Raw genomic sequence first — 25,358 nt, 5'->3', positions numbered from 1 at the left:
TCCACTGAAGACTTTTTGACTTATAAGGGAATACATTGAGCGACGAGCAAACCCCTGAGAATGAACCCATGGACGGCGAAGTCATCGAGCCAATCCATGAAGGCGGCCGGGTTGACCAGATCGACCTTCAGACCGAAATGCAGCGGTCCTACCTGGACTACGCCATGGCCGTTATTGTTGGCCGTGCCCTACCGGATGTGCGCGATGGCCTGAAGCCTGTGCACCGCCGTGTGCTGTACGCGATGTACGACGGTGGTTACCGTCCGGAGCGCGCCTACAACAAGTGCGCCCGCGTTGTCGGCGAAGTGATGGGTCAGTACCACCCGCACGGTGATACTGCGATTTATGATGCCCTGGTTCGCCTGATCCAGGACTGGGTTATGCGTTACCCACTGGCCCTGGGTCAGGGTAACTTCGGCTCCCCGGGTAACGATGGTGCTGCTGCCCAGCGTTACACGGAAACCAAAATGGCCCCACTGGCCATGGAAATGGTCCGCGACATCAACGAGAACACCGTTGATTTCCAGGACAACTACGACGGTAAGAACCAGGAACCTACGGTTCTTCCGGCCCGCTTCCCTAACCTGTTGGTGAACGGTTCCTCGGGCATCGCCGTGGGTATGGCGACCAACATTCCGCCACATAACCTGCGCGAAGTTGCCGAGGGTGTGCAGTGGTACCTGAAGAACCCGGAAGCTACTCGTGAAGAGCTGCTCGCCGAGCTGATGCTGCGCGTCAAGGGCCCGGACTTCCCATCCGGCGCGATGATCCTTGGCACCAAGGGCATCGCCGATGCTTACCGCACCGGCCGTGGTTCCATCACTATGCGCGCGGTAGTCAACGTGGAAGAAATCCAGGGTCGCACCTGCTTGGTAGTTACCGAACTGCCATATATGGCCAACCCGGATAACCTCGCGGTGAAGATCGCCGAGCTAGTGCGTGACGGCAAGATCGCCGGCATCGCCGACATGCGCGATGAAACCTCGGGCCGTACCGGCCAGCGCCTGGTCATCGTGCTCAAGCGCGACGCCGTGGCCAAGGTTGTGCTTAACAACCTGTACAAGCACACCGAGCTACAGACCAACTTCTCGGCCAATATGCTGGCCATCGTTGACGGGGTGCCACGCACCCTGCCACTGGATGGGTTCATCCGTCACTGGGTCACCCACCAGATCGAAGTCATCGTACGCCGCACCCAGTTCCGTCTGAAGAAGGCCGAAGAAGAGGCTCACATTTTGCGTGGCCTGCTCAAGGCACTGGATGCTTTGGACGAGGTCATCGCGCTGATTCGCCGTTCGGCAACCACCGAGGCAGCGCGCGACGGACTGATGGAACTGCTGAGCATCGATGAGGATCAGGCCCGCGCCATCCTTGATATGCAGCTGCGTCGTCTGGCCGCTCTGGAGCGTCAGAAGATTCAGGATCGTCACGCTGAACTCGAGCGCATGATCGCCGAATTCCAGGCCATCATCGCTTCGCCTGAACGTCAGCGAGAAATCGTCGCCGAAGAACTTGGCGAGATCGTGAACAAACACGGCGATGATCGTCGCACCAAGATCCTCATGGGCTACGACGGCGACATGAGCGTTGAAGACCTGATCCCTGAAGAGGAAATGGTCGTTACCATCACCCGCGGTGGGTACGTTAAGCGCACCCGCATTGACAACTACCGCTCGCAGGCTCGCGGCGGCAAGGGTATCAAGGGAGCTAACCTGCGTGGGGACGACGTGGTGGAGCACTTCTTCGTCACCTCAACCCACAACTGGTTGCTGTTCTTCACCAACCACGGCCGTGTCTACCGCACCAAGTGCTACGAACTGGCCGAGGCCGGTCGTGACGCCAAGGGTCAGCACGTGGCAAATGTCATGGCATTCCAGCCCGACGAGCACATCGCCCAGGTCTTGGATCTACGCACCTACCAGGATGCTGCCTACCTAATGTTGGCTACCCGCAATGGTTTGGTGAAGAAGACCCGTCTGGAAGACTACGACACCAATCGCACCGCCGGCGTGATCGCTATCAACCTGCGCGACGATGATGAGCTTGTCTCCGCACAGCTGGTCAGCGAATCCGATGATGTGATGCTGGTCTCGCGCAAGGGCCAGTCGGTCCGCTTCACCGCCACCGATACCGCACTGCGTCCAATGGGTCGTGCAACTTCTGGTGTGACCGGCATGAAGTTCCGTGAAGGTGATGAGTTGTTGGCCGCCGATGTGGTCCGCGAAGATTCCTTCGTCTTCACGGTGACCAACGAAGGTTACGCCAAGCGCACCGATGTTGCTGAATACCGCGTTCAATCCCGTGGTGGCTTGGGCATTAAGGTTGCCAAGCTGAACGAGGAACGCGGCGAATTGGTTGGTGCGTTGATCGTTGATGAAACCGACGAAGTTTTGGTTGTCATGAGCGGTGGCAAGGTGGTGCGCTCAGCCGCATCGCAGGTTCCTGCCAAGGGTCGAGACACCATGGGTGTGATCTTCGCAAAGCCGGACAAGAAGGACAGCATTATTGCGGTAGCCAAGAACTCCGAGACCCAGCTCGAAGAGAACTTGGAGGAAGATGCCGTAACGTTGGACGCAGAAAACACGATCGATCAGTCATCACCTGCGCCAGAAACCGAAACTGACGTACAGGACGATGACACCACTAACGGAGGTAACGCATGAGCACGCCCTCGACGCCACGCCCCAACGGCAGTGCCCCGAAGAGCGAAGCGCCGCGACCTGCCCAGGTAAAGCGTCCGGCAACTAGCAACACCGGTAGCCGCCCAGCGGCCGGCGGTGCCCGACCAGCAGGCGGCCAGAGCCGCCCAACAGGTCAACGGCCTACCGGTGGCCAGCAGCGCCCGGCTACCACCCAGGAGCGTCTGGTTCGCCCGGCGCCTCAGGCCAAGGTGCGTAAGGCGCGCTTGCTGGTCTCCAAGGTTGAACCGTTCTCGGTTCTGAAGCTCGCGTTCTTGCTCGCGGTAGCTTTCGGTGTGATCACCGTAGTTGCTTCCGTAGGTATTTGGGCCCTGCTTGACCTGATGGGAACCTTCGATGCGTTCAACCAGCTGATCCGTGATGCGATTGCTCAGGGCAGCTTCGACCTACGACAGACCATGTCGCTGGGTCAGGTTGCTTCCTACGCAACGATTATCGCCGTGGTGAATGTTGTAGTTATTTCGGTGGTTTCCACCCTTGGAGCGGTGCTGTACAACATCGCTGCTTCATTGGTTGGCGGCATCGGAGTAACCCTCACCGACGACTAGAAACACCCTAGTCGAGCCCGGGATTCATGCTGTGATGCATGACACCCGGGCTCGATTTGTAAGTTCTGGAAATCCCCGGTAGAGTTTTATTTCGTTCCAAAGGGAACAAACAAAAGCAAGGGCGTATAGCTCAGGCGGTTAGAGCGCTTCGCTGATAACGAAGAGGTCCCAAGTTCAAGTCTTGGTACGCCCACGGAAACCTTGCTAGAGAGAAAGAGGAAGTAATGAAAAAGTTCCTGGTTCTCGCAACGATTGCGACTGCTACGGTAGTCTTGGTCAAGAAAGTAAAGGCTTCTTCGGAAACAAAGGAAACCTGGCATCAGGTAGCCGATAAAGTTTCCTAAAGCTTTTGGGGCCTTAGCTCAGTTGGTAGAGCGTCTGCTTTGCAAGCAGAATGTCAGGAGTTCGATTCTCCTAGGCTCCACAAAAAGACTGGCGGAAAGCATCAGCTTTCCGCTAATTCTTTTGATTGATCCGCTTCGGATTGATCGGTGTGGAACACCAAAAACTGTATAAGGGGCCTTAGCTCAGTTGGTAGAGCGTCTGCTTTGCAAGCAGAATGTCAGGAGTTCGATTCTCCTAGGCTCCACAGTAATGAAGGACGGAAAGCATTCGCTTTCCGTCCTTCGCCATTTCCAAGGCAACCAGGCCGCAGAACATCAGCGGCTGATTCGGGCCATTCGGACAAATTGATAATGGTCGATGAGCTGTTCGCCAATGTTGAACCAGGAACGACCCTGAACGCTGGCTAACGCCGCACTGGCAAACGCCAAGCGTTTGGCATCATCATAAACAAGGTCACTGACCCGGCTTCGTAGCTCAGTAAGATTCCCCGGCTGATACAACCAGCCCGTGTGCGAGGAATCCACGAGGTCTAGTGGCCCTCCACGGCCCACAGCCACCACCGGGACACCACAGGCCATAGCCTCTTGAATGGTCTGGCAGAAGGTTTCAGAGGAGCCGGGATGAACAAATACATCCATAGACGCCATGACCTCAGCCAATCGTTCACCCGAGAGGAAGCCGGTGAAGTGTGCGGTAGGTAGTACGGCCCGTAATTCGGCCTCTAACGGGCCAGAACCTACGATGACGAGTCTGGTGTTCTTCAGGTCAGCTAAAGCCTTTAGATCGGCAACCTGCTTCTCTGCGGCCAGACGCCCAACATATCCGATAATGACTTCCCCATTCGGAGCCACAGCCTGCCTGAAGTGCTCGCTGCGTCGTTGTGGGGTGAATTGCACGGTGTCGACTCCCCTGCCCGAAATCTTGAGCCTGTCGATCCCCAAGTTCTTGAGCTGTTGGAAAGAAAAGGTGCTGGGAACTAGCGATAGATCAGCAGCCGTGTGGATGGCTTGGACATGCTCCCACAGACGCTGGGTTAACCACGGCATCTTATAGCGGCTTGCATAGTTGGGAACCTCGGTTTGGTAGAGGGCCACCGTAGGTAGATTCATTTCTTGAGCTGCACGTAGCCCCTGCCATCCCAAGATGAATGGGCTAGCAAGATGGACTACGTCTACGCGCTCACGCGCCAGGATCTTACGAAGCCGACCCACACTGGTAGTAGCCACCCTGACCTCAGGGTAGCTAGCCAACGGCATTGAGGGCACGGTGTGGATACGGAAACCGCGGTAGTGCTTCGGCACCCCATGGCCCGTCAGTTCGCCGGTCAATGAGCCAGCTGGCGTGATGACCACTGCATCATGTCCGGTCAGAGCCAGATGATCCAGGGTCTTCAGAATAGAGTTGGTAACCCCGTTGAAGTGGGGCAGGAACGATTCAGCGACGATTGCGACCTTCACACTTTCAGGATGGCGATCCACGGTGACATCAAAGTAAATACGACTGGGGCAGTTCATTAACTTCTGTTGTTTATTGTTGGTTTTAGGCCATTGGTGGCAAGATACCGTAAGTGGTAAACGAAAATTCCGGCGACGTCGACGGCGCAGTTCAGAGCGAAAAGATCGACAAAGATTCGCGCATAGCGGTCCTCTTCTTTCCTGTATTGATTCTGCTGGGTGGACTGTGTGGCATGCTGCTCCCCCAAGCTTTTGTTGGCTTGGCTGGGTGGATCAATCCTTTATTGATGATCATCATGTTCTGCATGGGTTTGACGTTGACCTTGCCTGACTTCGCCTTGGTGGTGAAAAACCCGCTGCCAGTCCTTGGCGGTGTGGTTGCCCAGTTTGTCGTGATGCCTAGCGCAGGCTGGTTGGTGGCCACCGTGCTTCACCTAGATCCAGCACTGGCGGCCGGCCTCATCTTGGTTGGCTGCGCTCCGGGTGGAACAGCGTCAAACGTCGTTTCCTACCTGGCTCGAGGCAACGTTGCCCTGTCGGTAGCCATGACCTCTGTATCGACCTTGATTGCCCCTGCGCTAACTCCCCTGTTGGCTCTGTGGCTGGCTGGCCAGTACATGCCTGTTGATGCCGGATCGATGGCGCTCAGTGTTGTTCAGATTGTTCTGATTCCAGTGGTGCTCGGAATTGCGATCCGGATGGTCCTTAACCGATTGGTCACTAAGGTCACCGGAATCCTGCCATGGATCTCAGTTCTCGCGATCACTGTTGTGGTGACAATTATTGTGGCCGGCAGCTCGCAAGCCATCATGAACGCGGGCCTGCTGGTACTAGTTGCCGTCATCTTGCACAACGGATTAGGGCTCCTGCTGGGCTACGGAGCCGGCGTTCTGATGCGCGTGCCTGCCGATGCCCGCCGAACGATGGCCATCGAAGTAGGAATGCAGAATTCAGGGTTGGCAGGTGGACTAGCAAAGCAATATTTCACCCCAGAAGCAGCTCTGCCCGCTGCTGTATTCTCCGTATGGCATAACTTGTCCGGAGCGATGATCGCTGCTTACTGGCGACGCAAAAAGACCGTAAACACGGGGAATTTGGCCGACAAATAAGATATATTCCCATTGAGGAATGTAGGATATTGATAGGTAACCACGGGCAAAAAACGTGATTTGTCCCAGCTGAAAACAGCTACAAGAAACGAAGGTGTTTTTAGCTCGTGACGTTCCTTCTCGCCTTGGTCGGCATCCTCGGAGTCTCTGCCTCCGGACCCATTATTGCTGCTTTCCCGGGTGTCCCGGTTCTGTCCATGGCCTTCTGGCGCAATGGTGCAGCAGCGGCAATTTTGAGTGTGCCGGCGTTGCGAAAAAACCCTCGGGTGTATCTGAGTATGACAGCTCGTGAGTGGACGTTCACCGGTCTTGCGGGAACAGCACTGGCTCTTCACTTCGTCTGCTTTATGTACTCGATGCGACTCACTAGCGTGGCTGCCGGTACTGCCTTGGTCTGCATCCAAGGTGTGTGGATTGCGGTCTTCCAAGTAATGCGCAAGGTTCAGTATCGAACACAGGTTTTTGTCGGAATGGCGGTTGCCCTAGGTGGCGCGATTGTGATCACCGGGTTCGACATGAGCTTGGGTTCGCAGGCTCTGCTCGGTGACTTTTTGGCCTTAGCAGGTGGCGTCTTGGCGGCTGTTTACACCCTTGCAGGATCCGTCGCTCGACAAACAATGAGCACCGTGAGCTACACCTCGAGCTGTTACGCAATTACCGCACTGGCTCTATTGGTGCTCTGCTTTGCCACCGGCATGCCTGTGTGGGGTTTTGATGCTCATGGTTGGTGGGGCATTGTTCTGCTGACGGTTTGCGCGCAGATTCTTGGCCACACCGCAATGAACCATCTGCTCAATGTATTGGGAGCCCTGACGGTTTCAATGCTGATCTTGCTCGAGATTCCAGGTGCTGCATTACTGGCAGCAATTTTCTTGGGGCAGGTTGTATCGCCGGCAACCTATGCCGGCCTAGTGGTGATACTCGTTGGGCTTGCCCTCGTCATACGAGGACAAGCCCAACCAAAAGTGAAGCGTAGTTAGTTTTTATTTGTCATCTTCGATGATTTCGCGGATTTCTTCCACACTGGCTTCTCGTGAATCAATGGGCTGTTGTGGAAGGGCCGTTGTAGGTTCGTTTTCCCATGGATCTTCGATTGGTTTCGAGGCTTTCCATACGGCAACCAAAATGGCGACGACTCCGGCAATCAAGCCAACGGCTAGTACTTTTCCTACTTTGCTCTTCTTGCTCATGCATTGCTCCAGACTCAAAGTCGATCTCGGTCTCCGACAGTTCAAGACTATGCAGATACGGTCTTGCAAGCCAGTGTTAGCTGTGATGCCATCAGAGATTGTTCTAAATTTTCACTCAACGCGTACGTCAGTTTTTAGTGGGTCACGCCCTGATCATGGAACAATGTAGGCATGACCGCAAACGCAACTCATAAAGCCACGATTCACACTACCTTGGGCGATATCGTTGTCGATCTCTTCGGCAACCACGCACCTAAGACCGTAAAGAACTTCGTTGGCCTGTCGACCGGTGAGCAGGAGTGGGTACACCCAGAGTCCGGTGACACGAAGACCAACACCCCGCTGTACAGCGGAACCATCTTCCACCGCATCATTTCTGACTTCATGATTCAGGGTGGCGACCCACTGGGTCAGGGCTTCGGCGGCCCAGGCTACCAGTTTGATGATGAGATCCACCCAGAACTGAACTTCAACGAGCCTTACAAGCTTGCCATGGCTAATGCGGGTATCCGTATGGGCCGCGGAACCAACGGTTCGCAGTTCTTCATCACCACCGTGCCAACCACTTGGTTGCAGGGCAAGCACACCATCTTCGGTGAAGTTAATGACGCAGATTCACGCAAGATCGTTGACGCGCTGAACGCTGTTGCAACCGACGGCCGCGACAAGCCACTGGAAGACGTTGTTATCAACTCGGTCGATATCGAGACCCTGTAACAACCGACTCCAAAACCGCAGGCCCCGACGATCCACCATGTGGTGTTGTCGGGGCCTGAAGTTTAAGCACCCAACCCTATACAAGGCAGGTACCGATGTCCTACGGGCAAATTAACCCTCAGGGCCAAGCAGCTCCGACATGCTATCGACACCCGGACACGGTAGCTTACGTTTCTTGCAATCGGTGCGAACGCCCGATCTGTCCTCAATGCCAGGTCTCTGCCCCAGTGGGCGTGCAGTGTGTGGAATGTGTCGCGGAGGCCAGCAGGCGCCTGCCGCAACAGCAAACACAGTTTGGTGGGCGCTTACGCTCCGGTGCTCCGGTGATTACCTACGCCGTGATCGCACTGAACGTCCTTGTATACCTATTCCAGTGGATCATCCCGGGGCTGACCAATTCATTGGTCCTAGCGCCCGTGATCGCCGCTTATGAACCATGGCGTTTGATCACCAGCGCCTTCGCTCACTCCACCGGGTCAATCCTGCACCTGGCCATGAACATGTACGGCATCTACATCTTCGGCACATTGCTAGAGCCCCGACTAGGCAGGCTGCGTTTCGCTTGGCTTTATCTGCTCAGCGCCATCGGCGGATCCTTGGGTATCTTATTGCTCAGCGCTCCGATGAGCGCCACACTCGGTGCCTCGGGCGCATTGGCAGGCCTCTTCCTAGCAACCTTTGTTGTCTTCCGCTCCAACAAGCAAGCCTTACGCCAGATGGGCATCATTCTCGTGCTCAACATCGTGCTTGGCTTCGTCGTTTCCGGAATCTCTTGGCAAGGACACTTGGGTGGCGCCGTAACCGGCATTATTGCTTCAGCATGTATCGTGCTCATCCCTAGAAGTAATCCACAGCGTTCGCGAATCCAGCTAGTACTGCTCAGCACGTTATCAATACTTCTGCTTGTCGCTGTGTACCTTGCAGCCCAGGGTGCAAAGTGACCGGAGCGTAGTTCGAAAATCCCAGTATTCGTTATCCACACAGATTATCCACACTGTTAATAACTTACATCCGTGTAACTTCCGGAGCTTCGGAGATATTAACAGGCGTGGATACCCTTGTATTCAAGGATATTTCGAGGACGCTAAGCAATACTCACAACCTTGTCCCCAGCTGTGGATAACTTTTTAACAACCCCTGTAGATAGCGCATATACGAACCAGTGAACTGTTAATAACTTGAGGTTCGAAAGTTTAACCGATTAGCGCGAGTGGCTGTGAATAAGCGAAAATCGAGCGCTATCCACAGTCGAAATCCACAGTGTTAATAACTTACAAGCATGTCATTTGTTTAACGAAAAGTACACTTGACAAGTTATAACGCGCATATCCACTCAAGAATCGACACCTTGTCCCCAGCTGTGGATAAGTTTGTGAACAACTGTTGGTAAAAGTTGTGCACATTGCGTGTGGATAACGTTGATAACTTGTGGATTAGTTGGCGAAAAGGGGCCAGATCAAGAAGGTTGCGAACAAAAGCATAAGAATGCCGATGGTGAAGTCGAGGATCTGCCAGGCCTTGGGTTTTGCAAACAGTGGGGCGAGTATTCGCGCTGCGTAGGCAAGAACAAAAAACCAGATGAAGCTCGCAGCGATGGCTCCGAACGCAAACCATGGAGCACCGTCGCCTTGGGCTACGGCAACCGATCCGAGTAGTAGAACCGTGTCGATATATACGTGGGGATTGAGCCAAGTTAGCGCCAGCGTAGTTCCGATTATTGACAGGGTCGTCACCGAATGAGTTGAATCGCTGATTTTCAGCGACTCTGGTTTGAACGACCGGCGGAAGGCGAACGCCGCATACGTTGCAAGGAATAGGAAGCCACCCAAGCGAGCGATGACCAGTAGCCAGGGGAGTCGCTCAACTAAGACGCCCATTCCGCTGACTCCAGCACAAATGAGGACGGCGTCAGACAGGGCGCAGACTAGCGCGGTGGTGAAGACGTGCTCTTTTCTGATTCCTTGACGGAGCACGAAGGCGTTCTGGGCGCCGATGGCCACGATCAGCGATAGTCCAGTGGTCATGCCGAAGAAAAATGGTGCAGGAGTCATGAGAAAACCGTATGAAAATCTACAGGCTAAGTCGAACTTAACTTTCTGCATCTAGATTAGAGTTCCTAATGTGAATATCGACGTTGAGCACCTCGAGACCCTCTTGGCTGTGGTGGATGCCGGAAGCTTTGATGATGCATCCATCGACTTAGGCGTTACGGCCTCTGCCGTCAGCCAGCGAATCAAGGCTTTGGAGAATCGAATCGGGGCGATCCTTGTAATCAGGAGCCGTCCGGTCATTCCTACCGAACAGGGATATAGGGTGCTCAGATATGCGCGGCAGATGGCGCTGCTCAGCGCGGAATTCACCCGGGAAATTTCTGCCGACGCACCCTTGAATGTAGCCATCGGTGTCAACGCTGATTCCTTGTCCACATGGTTCTCTCCGGTCTTTGAACAGTTGGCAGACATCGAGAATCTGTCTGTTGAGATTCTGCGTACCGATGAAAACCGGGGATTGGAGCTACTTCGAAGCGGACGAGTCAGCGCCGTAGTCACTACGACTTCCCAAGCGCTTCAAGGATGCGTCAGCAAAAAGCTTGGAGCCATGCGATATCGCGCAGCTGCAGCACCACGCATCGTTGAACGGTACCTGCCCCGCGTGGATCCAGAAGCGCTAGTGAAAACACCGATGGTCGTTTTCGATCGCGAAGATCCATTGCAATACAGCATGGTCGCACGGCTTGCTGGCCAGGGCCGACGGCCCGAAGCTCAAGTGCACCACGTTCCTGACTCGCTGCGATACCTCGGCGCGGTTGAAGCAGGGATGGGCTGGGGGATGATCCCCGAACTGCAACTCGCTGAAGCCAAGGGGCTGAAGGTACTTCACGAAGATTGGTTCGCCGATGTTCCGCTCTACGTGCAGCGATGGGCAGTGGATTCAGAGCTGCTTAGCAAGCTCGATGGCATATTAGTCACAGCCGCCCGCCAATTCGGACTGCATTTGATAGCCTGAGCTCGTTGCAGGCAATTAATGTCTGTACCCGGACGAGGGAGCCGTACCCGGAAAGCGACAAGACGGCCAGAAAAGGATTCCGGCATGTATTGGGCCGTTCTTATTATTTCTGGTGTTTTCGAAGCCGTTTGGGCCATTGCCTTGGGCATGAGTGAAGGCTTGTCGAAACTTGTTCCAAGCATCGTCTTCTTTGCTGGCTTGCTAGTTTCCATGGCTGGCCTTGCCTATGCCATGAAAGAGATTCCTGTTGGCACCGCCTACGCAATCTGGGTAGGTGTCGGAGCATCACTCGCGGTGATCTACTCAATGGCCACCGGACAAGAAGCGTTTTCGGTGCTCAAGGTGGTGTTCATCATTGGTCTGGTCGGATGCGTTATCGGACTCAAGGCCGTAAGCCACTAAAGAACTGATCGATTCAACGAACTACGCCGATCCCCATAGGGATCGGCGTAAGTGCTATTTCCAGCCTGTTGTCATAAAGAATCCGACCATCGCAATGCCGAATCCAACAACAATGTTCCATCCACCAATGTTGGGGATTGGGAACAGGGTCTGAGAAATGTAGTAGACGATGATCCACACTAGGCCAAGGAGCATCAAACCAAACATGACAGGTTTGTACCAACCTGGCATTGGCGCATCAATGGAGTGGGTGCGCTGGCGCTCGGTTTCGGCCTGTGTTTTGTTCTTGCGTCGTGGTTTTGACTCCGGCACTCGAATGCTCCCTCGGCTTCATCTGCTTAATGTAGTAAATGTGGGAGACGTTAGGTCTTCCCGGTAGGCTTGGGCACAAGGATGCTGAGAACTGCTTGTTGCATTCCTACGTAGCTTCCATACTAGCCGTAACCCATGAGAACTACCGGGTTTTGGCCTGTGAGGCCCCATGTAGATTGACATATCCTGATAAAGGAATTCCCAGAGGAGTCGCAGAGCAGTGAATCGAGTTGCCACAGCACAAGGCCGCCGCGCAGAGCGCCGCCCTCGGTCTGCGGGAAATGTCATCGTAGGATTCCTCGGTGAACTCTTCATTACTATAGGAATTTTGCTCATGCTCTATGTTGCGTGGGAACTGTGGTGGACAAATATTGATTCCGCGCAGGCTCAGAAAGAAGTAACTAGGGGACTCATCCAAGAATTTGGCGACGTGGTCATTCCGGATGAACCAGAGGATTCCTCAGAGAATTCGTCTGAACACTCTTCCGAGAAGGAAAAGGAAGAGACCAAGGACTACGGGCCGGCGCCGGTGACCGAAATAGCGCCAGGTAGCACTTTTGGAATCATGTATTTCCCACGTTTTGGTAGCCATGGATCTCATCACCCGGTGACCTCCGGAGTCGAAGACTACGTCATCGATAATCTGGGTATCGGCCATTACCCGTCGACCCAACAACCGGGGAGAAAGGCAACTTTGCCGTTGCCGCACACCGTCAAACTCACGGTCAGGTTTTCTGGGACATAGACAAGCTGCAAGAGGGCGACAAGATCTACCTGCAGACAGCAGAAGGCTATTACACCTATACCTGGTACGCCACGGAAGTGGTTGCTCCATCCAACGGCGACGTACTTCTGCCTATCCCGCACAAATGGGGAGTGGAGCCAACCAAGTCGATCTTGACGATGACTACCTGCCATCCGAAATATACGACGCAACAGCGAATGATTGCGTATTCGGAATTGACCGACTGGCAGCCCCTTGACGCTGGTCCACCCAAGGAAATCCGCGACATGGTTATCGAAGCAACGAGCTAGGAGGAACAAATGTACGCCTGGATTTTTCGGAACCTACCCGGTCCACTATGGCTTCGCATTTTTGAAGCATTGATTGTCATTGCCGCCATCGTGCTATTACTGATGGTGTACGTTTTTCCGTGGCTGAATCAATACATCAGCCCCTTTACCGATTCAACGATTGGCCAGAGTACCCCGTGAGCAGCACCAAGATCCTAGTGATCGATAATTACGACAGTTTTGTCTACACCCTCGTGGGCTATTTGCAGGAGCTTGGCGCGCAGACCACGGTGCATCGCAATGACGATCTCAGTGTGCAAGAAGCAATCGAATTAGCTTCTGAATACGACGGTGTACTGATCTCTCCAGGTCCCGGTGATCCAGCTGGTGCCGGGGTGAGCATCGATTTGATCAAGTGGTGCGGGCAGCAGAATAAGCCGATGTTGGGCGTCTGCCTTGGTCATCAGGCACTGGCCGAAGCCTACGGTGGAACGGTAACCCATGCCGAAGAACTGATGCATGGCAAGACCTCGCTCGTCCACCATGAGAACCACCCGGTCTTCAAGAATGTGGCCAACCCATTCACCGCTACCCGTTACCACTCGCTGGCTGCAGTACGCGAGAGCATCCCAGAAGAGCTGGAAATCATTGCACAGACCGCTGGGGGAGTCATCATGGCTCTGGCGCACCGCGAGGCGCCCTTATGGGGCCTGCAATACCACCCTGAGTCTGTTCTGACTGAGCAGGGCTACCAGATGCTTGGTAACTGGCTGGAATTCTTAGGACTGCAGGGAGCGGCCGAGAAGGCCTCCACCCTGAGCCCATTGTTCAGTGGTGAATAACCACTAGAACCTGTTGCCCTCACCGGGCTTTCCTGGTGAGGGTAACGGCTTGCCCTGCTTCGGACCTTTGGTCGACTTAGGTGAGTCGCTAGGGGATTCATTCTCAGACTCGGACGGCGTTGCTGAAGGCGATTCAGTCGGATCCTCAGAAGGATCCTCACTGGCCGTTTCGGAAGGTTCTTCGCTTTCGTCCGGGCTCGGAGTCTCGGATTCCGATGGGGTCGGTTCAGCTTCCGTCTCGGCCAGCTTTAGCTTGATCTCATCGCCTGGCGCAGCTTCCGAAGAAGACGATGGATCTTGATCGAAGACTGTTCCTGCCTTGTAGTCGTTGTTTTCTACGTGATCAAAACGGGGTTTTAAGCCCACATCTTCGGCTGTAAGAGCTTCTGTGGCCTCGTCTTCTGTCATTCCAGTTACGTCAGGGACGTCGACTTTTCCGGTCGACAGAATCAGATCGACCTTTGAACCGGCCTTAACCTTGGAGCCTAGCTCTGGATTGGTTTCAATGATCCGGTCGGTGTCTACGGTCGCTGAGTTCTTTCGGGTAATCTTCCCAACTTCCAGACCCGCCTCGCTCAGAGCGTCTCGAGCGGTGGCCTCAGACTGGTTGGCCAGGTTGTCAGGGATTTCGCGCTGCTCTGAACCCTTGGAAAGGTAAAGAGTAATCGTAGATTCCTTGGCTATCTCGGTACCCGACGTGGGGTCGGTACGAGTGGCCTTATTGGTATCTACATCTTCGTCGAATTCGTGTTCCACTTTGACGTTGAAGGTGGCGTCACGCAACAAGCTGCTGGCATCATCTTCTGACATATTTTTTACGTCAGGGACCGCTACCGGAGCGTTTTTCTCTTGATCCGCCTGAATCGAACGGACAACCAAGAAACTGGCAACGGCTACCGCCAACAAAGCGATGAGCGAAAGCAAGATAATCAAAGCGCGGTTCGACTTGTGCCGTGTAGTTTGTACCGGCTCATGTTCGCTCGTGAATACCGGGTGTTCATTGGTCATCGGAGCTGACGCAGCAGCAAAACCAGCTTCGGTATTGTCGTGGATGCCATAAATAGGCAAAGTGTATGGAGTTGCTTGAGCCTGGTCTTCGTGGAATTCGATTCCGTGCAAGGCGTTTTCCAAGGCCGTTGCGAACGCATCAGCAGACTGGAAACGATCGGCACGATCTTTGGCAAGAACTTTGGCGACAATCGGATCATAGATGGGATCTAGATCCTGATTTACGTCGCTGGGTGCCGTAGCGATCTCACCAACGTGCTGGTACGCCACCGAAACCGGGGAGTCTCCGGTGAAGGGTGGGCGTCCGGTCATCAGTTCATAAAATAGGCAACCGGTCGAATAGATATCGGAGCGGAAATCTACCTGCTCGCCTCGAGCCTGTTCAGGGAGAAGTATTGGGCGGTGCCCACTACTGCAGCAGTCTGGGTCATGGTGGCCGAATTATCGGTCGCACGTGCGATGCCGAAGTCCATGAGTTTGACGTGCCCGGCATCGCTGACCATGACGTTGGCCGGCTTAACATCGCGGTGCACCACATTGTTGGCGTGCGAATGGCCTAGGGCTTCAGCAACACCACGGGTGATGCGGACAGCAAACTCTGGCTGGATGCCACCTTGGGCAATAACCTGCTTGAGTGTTTTGCCGGTGACATATTCCATGACCATGAACGGCAAGCGTTCACGCTGCTGGTCTGTGGCAGGTAATTCGCCGGTGTCATATACGGCGACAATGTTGGGATGACCGAGCGCCGCGACTGCCTTGGCTTCACGACGGAAACGGTTGACCACCATAGGATTGCTGGCGGTATCAGGGCGCAAGACCTTAACGGCAACCTTGCGAGAGAGTACGTGGTCCGTGGCGAGGTAGACATCCGCCATGCCACCACGACCAATGAGCGATTCGATCTCGTATCGTTCATTGATTAGTCGCGGCAGACCTGGCGGCAGTGCGTCAACTTCGCTCATGGCGCTTCGCTTTGAGCCGATTCACTCGGAGTTGCCGAAGCGGACGGGGTTGCAGATCGGGTCTCCGACGGGGTCGGAGTAGCCGAAGCAGACGGGGTCTCTGAAGGCGTCTCCGATGGGGTTGGAGTAGCCGATTCAGACGGAGTCTCTGAAGGAGTCTCTGACGGGGTTTCCGATGGAGTTGGAGTAGTCGATTCAGTTTCCTTCGGACCACTGGATACATCCAAGGTCACGGTGGTTCCTGGCTCAGCTTGGCTGCCTGCGGCCTCACTCTGGCTCAGCACGGTGCCAGCCACCGAAGAATCGCTGCGTTCTTCACCCTTGGATACAGCCAATCCAGCGTTCTGAATCTGCGTCTGGGCAGCGGAGTAGCTCATGCCAACAACAGATGGCACTTCAACGGTCTCTGGGGCCTTGGCGTAGGTGACAGTGATAGTCTCGCCAACTTCTACGTTTCCGGTGGGGTTCAGCTTAATAACCTTGCGCGGATCAGTATCGGAAGATTCCTCGGCAACTGCGTTTACCTTCAGGCCTTGGCCTTCGAGCTGCGCGGTGACCTCGTCAATGTCCTTGCCCACCAGCGACGAGGATACCTGAACAGTTTCAGGGCTTTCGCTTTCACTCTCGCTGGCAGACTCAGAAATTGATTCAGAGCTTTCCGTCGAGGAAGACGCGGCAGGGTCATTGTTGCTGCTCATGGCAGGGATTAGCCACGCCAAAAGACCGATGACTACAGCCAGAACAATAACTACGATCAGTGGGATCAACCAAGGACTGCGCTTTGATTCCTGCGGTGCAGGATCTTGAGCGTCAGCATCTTCGTCATCAAAACCGCTGGCACCCAGAGGTGCGGCCGCAGTGAAGCCACTGGCGGTACGCACAGGTTCTGCCACGGTAGGCATGGAGTTAGTCATCGTTGGTGCAGGGTCCGCGCGATTCATTGCGCGGGTAGCGTCAGCGTCCAGGTTCAAAGCCTGGGTGGCGTCCTCAGAAATGCCGGTGGCCAGCATGCCAGGAACCGCTATGGTGGCGGTGTTGGTGTCGCCAGCGCGCAATGCGTCGGCGGCCTTGGCCAGCGAGGTGGCGTTCTTTGGACGATCCGATGGGTTCTTGGCCAACATCGACATGATCAGCTGACGAACCGGAGCAGGGATGGTTTCCGGCAATGCCGGGGAGCATCATTGACCTGTGCCAGTGCGATGGCGATCTGCGATTCGCCGGTGAACGGACGACGCCCAGCCAGCAATTCGTAACCGATGACACCCAAGGCATAGATATCGGAGCTGCCGGTAGCGTTCTGTCCGGTGGCCTGCTCTGGAGCGAGGTACTGGGCGGTGCCCATCACCTGACCGGTGGCGGTCAACGGCACCTGGTCGGCCAGGCGTGCGATACCAAAGTCGGTAATCTTCACAACGCCAGAAGGCATGACCAAGATGTTGCCCGGCTTCACGTCGCGGTGTACTAGACCGTGCTCGTGAGCGGCAGCCAACGCGCGAGCGGTCTGCGCAATCAGTGAGAGGGTGCGATCTACCTCGAGCTTGCGTTCGCGCTCGATGATGGTGGACAGCGGCGGGCCAGGAACGAGTTCCATGACTAGGTATGCCGAGCCCTGCTCCTCGCCGTAGTCAAAGACGCCGGCGATGCCAGGGTGGTTCAGCAGTGCGGTGTGTCGGGCTTCAACACGGAAACGCGTCAGGAAGCTTTCGTTGTCGGTGTATTCCTCTTTGAGGATCTTGATCGCCACGAGGCGTCCAAGTACCTGGTCACGAGCTTTCCAAACTTCGCCCATGCCACCGATTGCAATGCGATCGGTGAGCTTGTAACGACCGCCCAAGGTGGTGCCGGTTATTGGCCTCACTTGTTGAACACCGCCTTTAACATCTTCTTCATGATTGCACCGGTCGTGTTGTGACCAGTGTCGTAATCTACGTCTTGCAAGGTGACCGTGATGGCGACCTGAGGATCATCTGCTGGAGCGAAACCGGTCATCCACGAGTTCACGTAGGCGACGCCATTTTCGGTTCGCAACTGAGCGGTACCGGTCTTGGCACGGAAGTCCACACCTTCAACAGCCGCATTCATGGCGGTACCGCGCGTGACGGGCCCTGCCATGAGCTCCTTGAGCTGCGAGGCAACTTCCTTGGAGGTGGCCGTGGAGAACTTCTCAGGCTTTGGTTCTTCGACGACTCGAAGATCCGGGGCAATGACCTTATCGATCATGTTTGGCTTCATGATCACACCATTGTTGGCGATGGCCATGGCGGCCATGTTCATCTGCAGGGCGGTGACCTTGTTGCTGCCCTGACCGATGGCCATACGGGCCAATTCGGATTCGTCAGCATCTTGAGCAGGGAACTGGCTTGGCGTCACGCGCTGCGGAATGTTCAGTTGTTGGCCGAAGCCAAAGCGCTCTGCAACATCACCAAAGGCTTTATTACCTACGGTCTTACTGATCTCGTAGAACGGAGTGTTGCAACTCTGGGCAAAGATGAATGCCAACTTTGCGCGAGGCTCACGGGCACAAACACCTTCACCGAAGTTGTTCATCGACCTCGTTGAATTCTTGTATCGCACCGAAGTTGGGTTGTTGATCGAGGTGTCCAGATCGTACTTTCCGGACTCTAACGCAGCAACAGTACTCAAGATCTTGAAAGAGGAACCTGGATATTCCAAGTTGCTAATCGCAGGATTCAGGTAAGGGCTCAGGCCATCAATCTTGCTGACTTTCTTCAAGTTCTCGGCAGCTTTGCTAGTGGAGTGCACCGCAAGATCGTTGGTGTCATAGGTCGGCTTGGAAGCCATGGCCAGAATGTCGCCGGTTTTTGGATCGGTGACAATGACAGTTCCCCTCACGCCGTCAGGGATGGCGTTGAAAGCTGTCTTCTGCAGATCGCCGTCCAGAGTGAGCTCGACGGAAGCACCTTCGGTCTTCTTGCCGGTGAACATTGCCAGCAAACGATCGTAAAGCAGATCCGAGCTGCTGCCGGTGAGCCAATCGTTGAGCGAGGACTCCAGCTGGGTGGTGCCGTTAGCCAGCGAGTAGTAGCCGGTGAGGTGTGCATACATCTCAGCATTGGTGTACTCACGCTGGTACTCAAACTGTCCGTCGTCGGTTGGGACCGACTCGGCAATTGGCTTGCCATCAACCAAAATGGCGCCACGGGGAAGATCAAATTCACGGAACAGCTGGCGCTTATTCAGCGCATTGTCGGTGAGTTTGTCAGCATCGAAGAACTGGATGTAGCTCAGCCCGCCAAGGCAAACGATAAAGAGCATGGTCAGTGCGATCCATACTCGCTTAATAGCCTGATTCACTTGCTCTTCACCGCCTTAGTGATTGAAGTTTTAGGTTTTGTGGGCGTTGCAATTTCATCGGTGGGTCCTGAGACGCCTGACGTTGGGCGCCGTGAATTGTGGGAAATCAAGAGCAGCAGCGCGATGATGATCCAGTTCGCCAGCAATGATGAACCACCTGCAGCCATAAATGGTGTGGCCAAACCGGTCAGTGGAATCAATCGGGTGACACCACCGATGATGACCACGGCCTGCAGGCCCAAGGTGAATGACAGGCCGGCCGCCAGTAGCTTGCCGAAGGTGTCACGCGAGCCCAAGGCTGCGCGCAGACCGCGGGATACCAGCAGCATGTACAGCAGCACAATGGCAGTGACGCCAACCAGACCGATTTCTTCACCGAAGGAAGCGATGATCATGTCCGAGTTTGCTAGTGGAACCCGGTAAGGGGAACCAGCGCCAAGGCCGGTGCCAAAGAGTCCACCATCGGCCATACCGAACAGGCCTTCAACAATCTGCATGCTGCCACCAGTGGCTTGGTAGATCGCTGGGTCAAAAGCATTAAGCCAAACATCAAGACGGCGGGTCACGTGGCTCATGGTTAGCCCGGCGACTATACCGCCAACAGCGACCATCAGCAGGCCAATCAGTACCCAAGAAATACGTGCGGTAGCAACGTAGACCATGACGATAAACAGGCCGAAGAACAAGATGGCCGAACCTAGGTCACGCTGGACCACCAGCACGCCGATGGACAGCAACCAAGCGATCAACATTGGCGCCATATCGCGCAAACGGGGAAGCTGCAGTGGGCCAAATTTGTGGCCGGCCATCAGAATCAAGTCGCGGTTTGAGGACAAATATCCTGCGAAGAAGATCGACAGGGTGATTTTTGCCAATTCGCCAGGCTGCAGCGAGAAGCTGCCCATGCGGATCCAGATTCGCGCACCGTTGATGGTGACGCCCAATCCAGGGATCAAAGGCAACAAGAGCAACAGGATGGATACCAGCAATGCAATATAGGTAAAGCGGCGCAGGAGGCGGTGGTCCTTTACGGCCCACAGAACGGCGGCCGCAATGACGATTGCAATAGCGGTCCAGAGCAGCTGTCGGGCCGACTGAGAAGTGCCTTTAGCCAAGTCAATACGGTGAATCATGGCTAGGCCAAGAGAATTCAAAGCAATGGTAATTGGAAGTATTACCGGATCGGCATATTTAGCAAAGATGCGTAGCAATACGTGAACAACCAGAGCTAGTGCGGCCATGATGCTCATCTGTACGTAGAAGTCGGAGTTGTCGACACCTTCGGTGGTACTACCGACCAAGTAGAAGGCCGCGGCACCGACGCCGAGAGCCAGGATGAGCAGGACTAGCTCAAGATTGCGCCGTGGTACCGGGGCGGTCTGCACTTCGTTCACTGCATGATCTCCAGACAGTAGGCGGGCAACTTGGCTTGGTTGCTTGATGATTCGGAACTTCCGGGGCTTGCACCGGACAGTTTTGTTTGGCAGTGACCAACAGTTCTTGAATGATCATCTGCGCGTGCTCACGGTTATCGGCCGAAATATTGGCTTCAACTCGCTGGCGCGAATACTCAGGCAGAGATTCAACAGGAACCTGGGAGACGGTGTCGACTTCCGAAAGTGAAATCGGTCCGAGCTCTTGCGGAACACCCTTGTAAATGGCGACCTTGTTATCCACGGTGCCAACAAAGTATTGGGTCTGCGTCCACATGTAACCCCAGACGACCAGGGCCACCGCGAGGCAAGCAGCCAGTGTCAGCAGGATCGGCATCATCCAACGACGGTGAGCAGTTGGGCTCTCCAGTGGATCGAGCACCTGGCCTGCGGCTGGTGAACGGTGAGTAAGCAGTGCCGCGGCACGACGTTCACCGGTGTACTGGGTGACCACCGGAATCTGCCCGGTCTGCGTGGCCAACTGAGCCGCTCCCACAAGCAAGTGTGGGCGCTGGGAAATCTCGTGGCGAAGCAGTGAAGCGCTAGCCTCAACATCGCCCTCAGCAGCAATAGCTAGCTGGGCGGTGTCTGGCGCAGGCTCAAAGACAGCTGGTTCGCTGTGGTCAGTGGCGGTGTCTTCAATGACCTCAAACATTACGACGGTGACGTTATCCGGGGCACCGTTTTTCAGGGTGATGGCCACCAGATCGTTGACGGCTTCATCCATATTTGCGGTATTGCGAATGATCTGTTCAATCACCGGCAGTGACACCGCGTCGGTCAGACCGTCGGAGCAGAGCATCCAGCGTTCGCCGGGCTCAGCTTCGATTTGCTGAACATCAAGTTCTGGTGAGGCATCCGAGTCACCAAGAACGCGCAAAAGAACGTTCTTATGGGGGTGGACCTCAGCCTCGGCCGGCTTGATCCGACCTTCGTCAACAAGTCGCTGCACAAAAGTGTGGTCGCGACTGATCTGCTCAAAAGTGCCGTGCTTCAGCCGGTAGGCTCGCGAGTCACCAATGTGGGCCATCTGCAAAGTGGTGCCAGAAAGCAGCAATGAAGTGACCGTGGTTCCCATGCCCGAAAGCTTCGGATTGGAACCAACAAGTTCGTTCAAGACCAGATTGGCGGCCTGAATTTCATCAGGCAACGCGTTTTGGGGATCTGCAATGTCTGAATGATCTAGGTGCACTAAATCTAGGACGGTAGATGCCGAGGCGACGTCGCCACCGACATGGCCGCCCATGCCATCGGCGAGTACCGCAAGGTATTCACCGACATAGGCGGAGTCATCGTTTTTCTTACGAATCCGCCCAACATCAGACTTTGCGGCAAATTTGAGTTTGAGGGCCATAGGCTAGGCCTTCAATTCCAAGACAGTCTTTCCAATGCGGATCCGCTGTCCTAGTTCTACTGCTTGGGCGCGTGAAAGCTGGGTTTCACCGACAAAAGTTCCGTTGGTGGAGCCCAGGTCTTCAATGAACCAACGAGATCCCTGGGGGAAAAGGCGTGCGTGGCGACCAGAAGCGTAATCGTCATCCAAGACAACGGTGGCATCCTGAGCACGGCCGAACATGATCGGCTGACCGTTTAGTGGGATGCTGTTGCCAGCCAGCGGACCTTCAACGATGGCCAAGGTGGTAGCCGGCTTACGTGCTGGAGCTTCCGGTTCAGCCAGCTCGGGGTGCTTCTTGAGCTGACGGGCGCTTGGCTTGCCGGTGCGATCTCGTTTTCCGACGGCCAAATCACGGCGCATCGATCCGACAACGCTCAAAACGAGCAGCCAGATGAGTACCAGAAAGCCTAGTCGGAACAGGCTTAGAACCAGATCGTTCACGCGCGACCTCCATTATTCGAGGTAATTAGTCGGAAGACGATTTTTGTCTGACCGATAGTAATGATCGAGCCATCAAAAATACGAGTTTCGGCTGAAATCTTCTTGCCGTCGACGTAGGTTCCGTTGGTGGAACCCAAATCAGTGACGACAAAGCTAGTCTTGCCCCGGGTTTCCACGCGGATGTGCTGGCGTGAAACTCCGGTGTCATCAACTGGGATGTCGGTGCTAGCCGAACGTCCCAGCACGATGGAGTGATGGTGTAGTGCATAACGCTGGCCGGCAACCTCGAGGATTGCCTGCTTCTGCGTTGGAACTTTGGGGATCTCTTCAATCGGGCGCACGGTTGGACGCGACTGCCCATTGGCGCTTGAAGAAGCTGAGGAAGACGGCTTGCCAATTGGCATCTTTACCGGAGCGGAAGCCGCTACATTGGAGCTGGATTCCTTGACGGATCCGCTGATTTCCATCTCACCAGGCTTAAAATCATCTTTGGAGACAAAGTGGATCATGATGTCACCGTGAACGGTGTAGTCCTGGACGGTTGCGTGTTCCGCGGTGACCTTAGCCATCTCGTTGACTACGGCACGTCCCCAGGTTTTTGCGGTCGAGAAGTCTTTGCTGCTCAACGAAATGACAAAGTCGTTCGGAGCAAGGCTGCGTCCTTCACTGATTGGAAGGATTCCGCGGTCCATTTCGTTACGCAGGGCGCTGGTCAGTTCAACTGGCTTCAGGTCTGCGGTGCTGGTTCCACGAAAGAAGCTTGTGACGACCTTCTCTAAGCCGCGTTCGACATTGTCGAGAAAGCCCATTATTCGTGCCCCTTCCTTGATGGTCCATTGCTTATCTAAGTGTCTCGCATTCAAGCTCAAAAGCAGTGAACACAGAACTTCATTATTGATCTTACTGTTTTCAGCTGTGGAAATGCCGAAAAATACGTGAGTGATAGAAGTATGGACCGCTTAATGACGTAGTAGTCAGAGGCTAGACCGTGTGTCTCTGACCACAGCCAAAGGTTTCGATTAGGCGAACACAAAATCTGTGTGTAAGCTATTTCTTGTTGCAAAAGCACGTGGCAACAAAAATTACATATGCGCGAGTGGCGGAATTGGTAGACGCGCTGGCTTCAGGTGCCAGTGATCGCAAGGTCGTGGGGGTTCAAGTCCCCCTCGCGCACATATGAAAATAACCTCTGACAATGAATTAAAGTTCATGTCAGGGGTTATTTTGTTTTCTACGGCGGCCGCCATCGGGCAGCCCGCGCCTGCACACGGTCTCGGTGCAACACCAGATGATGAAGCCGTAACTCGTGACTAAACGCTGGCAGCGTTGAACAAATCGGCAGCAACGTCTTTGCCCTTTACTACGCGTCCGGTCTGCGTGCTGTCCTAAATCACACTGCGCATTCACGAGAATGCCGTGACTATACCTAGTTACCGCGTGTTGAATTCGCACCTCGTTCGGCAGCGTGGATCCATTACTGCATTAGACTTCCTTTGAGAATTCGAAAGGCAGAACATTATGGCGGCGTCTAAAGAACCATTTGAAGTGCACGGAACGATTGACTCCATTAATGAACATCGGATCCTGCGCTTGGACCAAGAATCGAGCGACCTGCTCTCAAGCCGCGGCCAGGTGGCGGTTGATCTGCTCGGAGAGTTTGCGGGCCGCACGATCGTTATCGACCCCGATGGGCGACGTGGCCATTGGATTGATCTCGCGAACGAACACGCGCCGGACATTGATGCTGCGCTAGGGGAGCGCGTTCACCTGGAGATGCAGCCAAGTTCGGTATGGCCTGAGACCGCAATTCCTGATGACTTGGCGCAGGCCTTGGATGAGGCTACCGATCTGGAATCGACCTGGACTAGTTTGACTCCGATGGCCCGCTGGGAGTGGGTCCGATGGGTTGGATCCACCAAGGCTCCAACAACTCGTCAACGCCGGGTAGAAGTGAGCATTTCCAAGCTGCGCGATGGAAAGCGTCGGCCTTGCTGCTTTGACCTGTCCTCGTGCACCAATCCGGAACTGGCAAAGAGCGGCAAGCTCATCGAATAGTGAGCCTTGAGCTAGCTTTGCTCTTCAGGTTGGGTTGATCCGCGGACAATCAGGGAACTGGGGAGCATGCTTTGCAATGGCTCGGGGCTCTGGCCGTTGATCAAACCCAGCAATTTGAGCGCGGCTTGTCGCCCACCCTCCTGCGCGTTGAGCTGCACCGAGGTAATGGCCGGATTAGATGTTGCGGAATACGGAAGGTCATCAAAACCTGCCACCGCGAGCTGCTGAGGAATACGGATGTCTAACGCACGGGTTGCATGAAGCACGCCAAAGGCGTGATTATCGGTGGCGCAGCCCAGTGCGGTGACACCAGCTTTTTCCCATGCTTCCCAGTTCTCACTGAAGACCTGGGAGGCTGCGGTGACATCGATCTTCGAGCTGGCTACCGAGCCGGGTAAGACTTCAATGCCGTATTCAGCTGCGGCTGCCAAAAATGCTTCGCGACGTACGGAGAGGGTTTCGGTTCCGGTGCTTGCGTCCAAATAGGCGGCCTTGCGATGTCCCAGCGCGGCAAAATGAGCAACAACATCGCGGGCGCCTTGGGCCACGTCCATGTTCACCGCGGGGAATTGCTCGCTAATGCCCGGGGCGTCGAGGGCCACCATAGGTAGATTGCCGGAGATCTCATCAAGAAATTCTTGGCTAGGCGCGTGAACGAGCAAACCGGCAGGGCGCAGGCCCATGATCTTTCGGGTTTCACTGGCGCTGGGGGAGACGCCGGCATCGGTGACCGAGAGCATGAGTTGGTAGTCGTTGGCCAGTACCGAGCGAACGCCGGCAATCACCTTGGCGAAAAAGGGGTTGGAAATATCTGGGGCCACCATGATGACCAGAGAACTGACACCCTTGGCTAGTGAGCTGCCGATGCTATCAACAAAGTAGCCCAACTCGCGGATGGCTTCGCGCACACGCTGTTCATTAACAGCCGAGACCCGCCCGGCAGACTTTCCATTGGCAACCAGCGAGACCGTTGCAGTAGAAACGCCGGCATGCGATGCAACCATAGCCGCGGTGACGCGTCGCGGTTCGCGGGAATTGCCGGTCTTTTCGCCATAGGTCATGGCACCATCGTAGTCGCTTAGTTCCCCGAGCACTCCCATAGTTAAG

General features: G+C 55.0%; 25 protein-coding genes, 4 tRNA genes, 2 pseudogenes and 1 riboswitch. Of the genes and pseudogenes, 18 read left to right on the top strand and 13 right to left on the bottom strand.

Annotated features, from left to right (window positions below; genetic code table 11):
* Nucleotides 1-35 precede the first annotated feature (35 nt).
* From gyrA to N6V40_RS02680, 6 genes are all read left to right on the top strand, one after another.
* Nucleotides 36-2,663: a DNA gyrase subunit A gene (gyrA, locus tag N6V40_RS02700; protein WP_131089655.1), complete on the top strand. Its 2,628-nt coding sequence runs from the start codon at nucleotides 36-38 to the stop codon at nucleotides 2,661-2,663.
* Nucleotides 2,660-3,247, top strand: coding sequence for a DUF3566 domain-containing protein (locus N6V40_RS02695; protein WP_131089656.1), 588 nt, complete (start codon nucleotides 2,660-2,662; stop codon nucleotides 3,245-3,247). The genes gyrA and N6V40_RS02695 overlap by 4 nt, the downstream gene beginning before the upstream one ends.
* A gap of 119 nt (nucleotides 3,248-3,366) precedes the next feature.
* A tRNA-Ile gene (locus N6V40_RS02690) sits at nucleotides 3,367-3,440 on the top strand.
* Between the two features lie 31 nt (nucleotides 3,441-3,471).
* Nucleotides 3,472-3,591 carry a DLW-39 family protein gene (locus tag N6V40_RS17575; protein WP_396268250.1) on the top strand — a complete coding sequence of 40 codons (120 nt, stop codon included), beginning with the start codon at nucleotides 3,472-3,474 and terminating at the stop codon, nucleotides 3,589-3,591.
* 7 nt (nucleotides 3,592-3,598) lie between these two features.
* Nucleotides 3,599-3,671: transfer RNA gene (locus N6V40_RS02685), tRNA-Ala, on the top strand.
* A 92-nt stretch (nucleotides 3,672-3,763) separates the two neighbouring features.
* Nucleotides 3,764-3,836 (top strand) — tRNA-Ala (locus tag N6V40_RS02680).
* A 70-nt stretch (nucleotides 3,837-3,906) separates the two neighbouring features.
* On the opposite strand, the gene N6V40_RS02675 is transcribed toward N6V40_RS02680, so the two are convergent.
* Nucleotides 3,907-5,106: a glycosyltransferase family 4 protein gene (locus N6V40_RS02675; RefSeq protein ID WP_262198873.1), complete on the bottom strand. Its 1,200-nt coding sequence runs from the start codon at nucleotides 5,104-5,106 to the stop codon at nucleotides 3,907-3,909.
* Nucleotides 5,107-5,159: 53 nt separating this feature from the next.
* Here N6V40_RS02675 and N6V40_RS02670 point away from each other — a divergent pair, with 53 nt between their 5' ends.
* Nucleotides 5,160-6,155, top strand: coding sequence for a bile acid:sodium symporter family protein (locus tag N6V40_RS02670; protein WP_262198871.1), 996 nt, complete (start codon nucleotides 5,160-5,162; stop codon nucleotides 6,153-6,155).
* A 107-nt stretch (nucleotides 6,156-6,262) separates the two neighbouring features.
* Entirely contained in the window at nucleotides 6,263-7,135 is an 873-nt protein-coding gene (locus tag N6V40_RS02665) for a DMT family transporter (RefSeq protein ID WP_262198869.1), read from the top strand.
* A 3-nt stretch (nucleotides 7,136-7,138) separates the two neighbouring features.
* Here N6V40_RS02665 and N6V40_RS02660 read toward each other — a convergent pair whose 3' ends face one another.
* Nucleotides 7,139-7,345, bottom strand: a complete 207-nt coding sequence (locus N6V40_RS02660) for a hypothetical protein (protein ID WP_131089660.1) — start codon at nucleotides 7,343-7,345, stop codon at nucleotides 7,139-7,141.
* Nucleotides 7,346-7,516: 171 nt separating this feature from the next.
* Here N6V40_RS02660 and N6V40_RS02655 point away from each other — a divergent pair, with 171 nt between their 5' ends.
* Together N6V40_RS02655 and N6V40_RS02650 are read left to right on the top strand one after the other, a co-directional pair.
* Entirely contained in the window at nucleotides 7,517-8,062 is a 546-nt protein-coding gene (locus tag N6V40_RS02655) for a peptidylprolyl isomerase (protein WP_131089661.1), read from the top strand.
* A 242-nt stretch (nucleotides 8,063-8,304) separates the two neighbouring features.
* A complete protein-coding gene (locus tag N6V40_RS02650) occupies nucleotides 8,305-9,003 on the top strand; it encodes a rhomboid family intramembrane serine protease (protein ID WP_262198865.1) in 699 nt (232 codons plus the stop codon).
* Between the two features lie 492 nt (nucleotides 9,004-9,495).
* Here N6V40_RS02650 and N6V40_RS02645 read toward each other — a convergent pair whose 3' ends face one another.
* A complete protein-coding gene (locus N6V40_RS02645; RefSeq protein ID WP_262198863.1) occupies nucleotides 9,496-10,113 on the bottom strand; it encodes a LysE/ArgO family amino acid transporter in 618 nt (205 codons plus the stop codon).
* A 70-nt stretch (nucleotides 10,114-10,183) separates the two neighbouring features.
* On the opposite strand from N6V40_RS02645, the gene N6V40_RS02640 reads away from it, so the two are divergent.
* Together N6V40_RS02640 and N6V40_RS02635 are read left to right on the top strand one after the other, a co-directional pair.
* Nucleotides 10,184-11,068, top strand: coding sequence for an ArgP/LysG family DNA-binding transcriptional regulator (locus tag N6V40_RS02640; RefSeq protein WP_262198861.1), 885 nt, complete (start codon nucleotides 10,184-10,186; stop codon nucleotides 11,066-11,068).
* A 4-nt stretch (nucleotides 11,069-11,072) separates the two neighbouring features.
* Nucleotides 11,073-11,139: riboswitch (guanidine-III (ykkC-III) riboswitch) on the top strand.
* Between the two features lie 13 nt (nucleotides 11,140-11,152).
* Nucleotides 11,153-11,470, top strand: coding sequence for a DMT family transporter (locus N6V40_RS02635; RefSeq protein WP_262198860.1), 318 nt, complete (start codon nucleotides 11,153-11,155; stop codon nucleotides 11,468-11,470).
* A gap of 54 nt (nucleotides 11,471-11,524) precedes the next feature.
* Here the strand turns inward: N6V40_RS02635 and N6V40_RS02630 are convergent, their stop codons facing one another.
* Entirely contained in the window at nucleotides 11,525-11,782 is a 258-nt protein-coding gene (locus tag N6V40_RS02630) for a cell division protein CrgA (RefSeq protein WP_131089666.1), read from the bottom strand.
* 220 nt (nucleotides 11,783-12,002) lie between these two features.
* Here N6V40_RS02630 and N6V40_RS02625 point away from each other — a divergent pair, with 220 nt between their 5' ends.
* The 4 genes and pseudogenes from N6V40_RS02625 to N6V40_RS02610 all read left to right on the top strand — a co-directional run bounded on the left by N6V40_RS02625 (nucleotide 12,003) and on the right by N6V40_RS02610 (nucleotide 13,638).
* Nucleotides 12,003-12,527 (top strand): class E sortase, encoded by a 525-nt coding sequence (locus N6V40_RS02625; protein ID WP_262198858.1) that lies wholly within the window; start codon nucleotides 12,003-12,005, stop codon nucleotides 12,525-12,527.
* Nucleotides 12,512-12,817 (top strand): annotated as a pseudogene (locus N6V40_RS02620) (sortase domain-bontaining protein); the annotation flags it as partial. The gene N6V40_RS02625 and the pseudogene N6V40_RS02620, both read left to right, overlap by 16 nt.
* A 9-nt stretch (nucleotides 12,818-12,826) precedes the next feature.
* Entirely contained in the window at nucleotides 12,827-12,997 is a 171-nt protein-coding gene (locus N6V40_RS02615) for a hypothetical protein (protein WP_262198856.1), read from the top strand.
* The gene (locus tag N6V40_RS02610; RefSeq protein ID WP_262198854.1) at nucleotides 12,994-13,638 is read left to right on the top strand and encodes an anthranilate synthase component II; all 645 of its coding nucleotides are present in this window, start codon (nucleotides 12,994-12,996) and stop codon (nucleotides 13,636-13,638) included. The genes N6V40_RS02615 and N6V40_RS02610 overlap by 4 nt, the downstream gene beginning before the upstream one ends.
* Nucleotides 13,639-13,641: 3 nt before the next feature.
* On the opposite strand, the gene N6V40_RS02605 is transcribed toward N6V40_RS02610, so the two are convergent.
* The 8 genes and pseudogenes from N6V40_RS02605 to N6V40_RS02570 form a co-directional block, all read right to left on the bottom strand.
* A complete protein-coding gene (locus tag N6V40_RS02605) occupies nucleotides 13,642-14,958 on the bottom strand; it encodes a PASTA domain-containing protein (RefSeq protein ID WP_262198852.1) in 1,317 nt (438 codons plus the stop codon).
* Nucleotides 14,959-15,005: 47 nt separating this feature from the next.
* Nucleotides 15,006-15,611: a protein kinase domain-containing protein gene (locus tag N6V40_RS02600; RefSeq protein ID WP_262198850.1), complete on the bottom strand. Its 606-nt coding sequence runs from the start codon at nucleotides 15,609-15,611 to the stop codon at nucleotides 15,006-15,008.
* Nucleotides 15,608-17,469: pseudogene (pknB, locus tag N6V40_RS17570) on the bottom strand (Stk1 family PASTA domain-containing Ser/Thr kinase). The gene N6V40_RS02600 and the pseudogene pknB overlap by 4 nt, the downstream one beginning before the upstream one ends.
* On the bottom strand, nucleotides 17,466-18,926 hold the full coding sequence (locus N6V40_RS02590; RefSeq protein ID WP_131089671.1) for a peptidoglycan D,D-transpeptidase FtsI family protein: 1,461 nt from the start codon (nucleotides 18,924-18,926) through the stop codon (nucleotides 17,466-17,468). The pseudogene pknB and the gene N6V40_RS02590 overlap by 4 nt, the downstream one beginning before the upstream one ends.
* The gene (locus tag N6V40_RS02585) at nucleotides 18,923-20,320 is read right to left on the bottom strand and encodes an FtsW/RodA/SpoVE family cell cycle protein (RefSeq protein WP_131089672.1); all 1,398 of its coding nucleotides are present in this window, start codon (nucleotides 20,318-20,320) and stop codon (nucleotides 18,923-18,925) included. Before N6V40_RS02585 ends, N6V40_RS02590 begins: the two co-directional genes overlap by 4 nt.
* Nucleotides 20,277-21,713: a PP2C family protein-serine/threonine phosphatase gene (locus N6V40_RS02580; protein ID WP_262198847.1), complete on the bottom strand. Its 1,437-nt coding sequence runs from the start codon at nucleotides 21,711-21,713 to the stop codon at nucleotides 20,277-20,279. Before N6V40_RS02580 ends, N6V40_RS02585 begins: the two co-directional genes overlap by 44 nt.
* 3 nt (nucleotides 21,714-21,716) lie before the next feature.
* Nucleotides 21,717-22,196 carry an FHA domain-containing protein FhaB/FipA gene (locus N6V40_RS02575; protein ID WP_131089674.1) on the bottom strand — a complete coding sequence of 160 codons (480 nt, stop codon included), beginning with the start codon at nucleotides 22,194-22,196 and terminating at the stop codon, nucleotides 21,717-21,719.
* On the bottom strand, nucleotides 22,193-23,005 hold the full coding sequence (locus tag N6V40_RS02570) for an FHA domain-containing protein (RefSeq protein ID WP_131089675.1): 813 nt from the start codon (nucleotides 23,003-23,005) through the stop codon (nucleotides 22,193-22,195). The genes N6V40_RS02575 and N6V40_RS02570 overlap by 4 nt, the downstream gene beginning before the upstream one ends.
* Before the next feature lie 280 nt (nucleotides 23,006-23,285).
* Here N6V40_RS02570 and N6V40_RS02565 point away from each other — a divergent pair.
* A tRNA-Leu gene (locus N6V40_RS02565) sits at nucleotides 23,286-23,370 on the top strand.
* A gap of 344 nt (nucleotides 23,371-23,714) precedes the next feature.
* The gene (locus N6V40_RS02560) at nucleotides 23,715-24,251 is read left to right on the top strand and encodes a YdeI/OmpD-associated family protein (protein ID WP_131089676.1); all 537 of its coding nucleotides are present in this window, start codon (nucleotides 23,715-23,717) and stop codon (nucleotides 24,249-24,251) included.
* Nucleotides 24,252-24,262: 11 nt separating this feature from the next.
* Here N6V40_RS02560 and N6V40_RS02555 read toward each other — a convergent pair whose 3' ends face one another.
* Entirely contained in the window at nucleotides 24,263-25,312 is a 1,050-nt protein-coding gene (locus N6V40_RS02555; RefSeq protein WP_131089677.1) for a LacI family DNA-binding transcriptional regulator, read from the bottom strand.
* Nucleotides 25,313-25,358 lie beyond the last annotated feature (46 nt).

It is taken from the genome of Glutamicibacter sp. M10 (assembly GCF_025452055.1).
Taxonomy (GTDB): domain Bacteria; phylum Actinomycetota; class Actinomycetes; order Actinomycetales; family Micrococcaceae; genus Glutamicibacter.
Note: the sequence above shows the minus strand (reverse complement) of the source record. Positions and strands in the feature narration are given on the sequence as shown.